Here is a 1920-nt window from a genome sequence, read left to right on the forward strand (position 1 = left end):
AAAGAAGAATATAAATAACAAGATGGTTACGGCGTTTTTGTCGCTACACATTATTGTTTGGCAAAAGAATAGCTATATATAGTTGAGCAAAATCATAAAAAATGGAGAGAGTGAATATGGTGTCTATTCCAGACCTAGAAAAAAATTTAGAAAAAATGCAGCAGCTCCTTAATGCTGCACAAAACGAAGTACAAAAGAAAACTTTTCAAGATATTATTGATAATTTAACTAAGCAATTAGAGCAGGAAAAATCTAAATTAAATCCGACTAAAGCTGAGGATTTAAAAGTAGATAAACCTTCAGAGAAAGAGACAACATTTCAATTAAATCAGCAGCAAAAAACTGAAACTAAAAAACAGACAAAATCACAGCCTAAATCTGAATCTAAAATTGAAGCTACTTCAGAAGTTAAAGAAGAAGAAAAATTAGAAAATCAAGAAGAAGAAAGCCTACCACCAAAACAAGATTATGCTTTTCAAGGTATAGGAACTTTGTATGGCAGAATAGTCAGGCGATATGAGGATAATGATGCTTACTACAATCTAATTTCAGAAGGTAAAACTTATCAATTAATTTACAATAGTCCCAAGGTAAAAGAATTTCTCAGGCTAGACTACAATCCTGACAAAAATAGGTATGTAACTGTTTATCCTTACCTTACACATTTCCCTAACAAAAATACTCCCCCCAAACTAGGTTTTACAATAATTGCAGCTAATGATACTCCTCATTTAGATTTTAAGGTTAACGAGTTCAAGCTGTCAGGTTTGTGGCAGTTTATAGCGGTCTGTAAATGTCCTGTAATTTCTATTCACAGAAACCGAAAAGGAAAAGGCGATCGCGTCTCACAATTAAAGAAAAAATTTGATAATGAGAAATTAAATAAACAAATTACTAGAGCTAATCATGTCCCTGTATTGTGGAAGGATGCTCCAGTAAAACCGTTTAGATTTAATCCTAAGTTGGAGAAAGATAAACAAGGTTCACGCTACTTTGTAGAAATTAAAGCTAAATTTCTACCAGGTAGAGAACAATGGGGATTCATGGAATTACTTGGAGAGCCAACTTTAGATGTTCCTAAATTTTATAAACCCGAGAAAATTTCCAATCCTCAAGTAGCATAATATCCTTTTCTCGACTGCAAATGGGTAAACTCATCTCTACGAATGTGAAGTTCTCTCCCGTTAAATCGCCTGATTATAACGGGAGACCCCTTACCGAATCTAGTTGTTGGTTTGGGTTTGAATCCCCATATACTCATATTGCTGTCTCCAGCAATCCTTCTTTAACTTAACAAATTCCTTCTCGAAACGCTTTTGCAGCAGCAAGAGGACTTGGATTCTGAATACATTCGGTTAATAACTCGATGTTTAATTCAGGTAAAACTTTACTGCGATCAATAGCTTCATAACCAAAGGTAGCAGTGAATTGCTCCGAATCTTGTCGCAGATAGTAAATAGCAAGGCGATCGAATTGCCAAAACCAAACTTCTTGTATCCCTAGTTGTTGATAGAGAGCCAACTTATTAATCCCACCCGACGTGACAACGACTTCAATGGCCAAATCGGGGAATTCTTTATCTGTGCCAATACAATAACTCTCGTCTGGTTCCCCTCCCACAGACTGTTCAGATTTACTAAAAGTTGTGGAACCTGTGGGAAAGTATTCTGTGTTAGTTTCCAGAAAATAAATTTCTAACAACGTTCCAATTCGGGTTTTTCCACTTTCATGCCGACGACTAGGGGCCACGATTTCCAAAACTCCATCTAAATAACTGATACGGTAGGAGGAGCGATCCCCCAAAACTGACAATAATGTTTCGTATTGTGACCAACTCACCGGACTAATGGTATGACGTTCTTCCGGGTCGTCAATCTGGAGACGTTCGGATAAGTCATTTAATAGAATCATCTAAAATAG

At 36.2% G+C, this 1920-nt stretch carries 2 protein-coding genes; one reads left to right on the forward strand and one right to left on the reverse strand.

Features of this window, described 5'->3' with window-relative positions; translation table 11 throughout:
* Positions 1-116: 116 nt before the first annotated feature.
* Positions 117-1124: a hypothetical protein gene (locus F6K15_RS37840; RefSeq protein ID WP_293071231.1), complete on the forward strand. Its 1008-nt coding sequence runs from the start codon at positions 117-119 to the stop codon at positions 1122-1124.
* Between the two features lie 166 nt (positions 1125-1290).
* Here F6K15_RS37840 and F6K15_RS37845 read toward each other — a convergent pair whose 3' ends face one another.
* On the reverse strand, positions 1291-1911 hold the full coding sequence (locus tag F6K15_RS37845; protein WP_293071233.1) for a Uma2 family endonuclease: 621 nt from the start codon (positions 1909-1911) through the stop codon (positions 1291-1293).
* Between the last annotated feature and the right edge of the window lie 9 nt (positions 1912-1920).

Origin of the sequence: Okeania sp. SIO2B3 (assembly GCF_010672525.1) — a bacterium.
Classification (GTDB): Bacteria; Cyanobacteriota; Cyanobacteriia; order Cyanobacteriales; family Microcoleaceae; genus Okeania.